The organism is Streptomyces sp. NTD91 (genome assembly GCF_059510455.1).
On sequence record NZ_JCAJZW010000143.1, the window covers coordinates 1 to 871 of the forward strand.

1 protein-coding gene is annotated in these 871 nt (G+C 71.8%); it reads left to right on the forward strand.

Annotation, left to right across the window (positions count from 1 at the left end):
- Nucleotides 1-49: 49 nt before the first annotated feature.
- The coding region (gene lgt, locus AC5WRT_RS38950) for a prolipoprotein diacylglyceryl transferase (protein ID WP_496098942.1) at nucleotides 50-871 on the forward strand (822 nt) is incomplete at its 3' end.

Here is an 871-nt window from a genome sequence, read left to right on the forward strand (position 1 = left end):
TTCCCGGCTCGCCCGCCGGGCCCGCTGAGTGCAAGAAACGGTCGAGCCCATGAACCTGGCGTACCTCCCGAGCCCCTCGCAGGGGGTCTGGCACCTCGGTCCGGTACCGATCCGCGCCTACGCGTTGTGCATCCTGGCCGGCGTCTTCACCGCCGTGTGGCTCACCGGCCGCCGCTGGGAGGCCAGGGGCGGGCGTCGCGAGGACATCGCCGACATCGCCATCTGGGCCGTGCCCTTCGGTATCGCCGGCGGCCGCCTCTACCACGTGATCACCGACCCCGAGCTGTACTTCACCGCCGGCAAGCAGCCCCTGCACGCCCTCTACATCTGGGACGGAGGCCTGGGCATCCCCGGCGCCGTGGCCCTCGGCGCGGTCGGCGCCTGGCTCGGCTGCCGACGCCGCGGCATCAAGCTGCCCGACTTCGCCGACGCCGCCGCCCCCGGACTGGTCCTGGCCCAGGCCATCGGCCGCTGGGGCAACTACTTCAACCAGGAACTGTACGGCCGCCCCACCCACCTGCCCTGGGCCCTGCACATCGACCCCGCCCACCGCCCCGCCGACATGCCCACGGTCGGCCTCTACCACCCCACGTTCCTGTACGAGTCGCTGTGGGACCTCGGCGTCATGGCACTGCTGCTCTGGCTGGACCGCTCTCACCACCGACGGCTGCGCCGCGGACGCCTGTTCGCCTGCTACGTCCTCGCCTACACCACCGGCCGCGCCTGGATCGAGGCCCTGCGCATCGACCACGCCAACCACTTCCTCGGCCTGCGCCTGAACGACTACGTCTCCCTGGCCCTGTTCACCGGTGCACTCGTGTACCTCGTCCTCAGCCGCCGACCCCGCCAGGACGACGACGCACCGTACCCG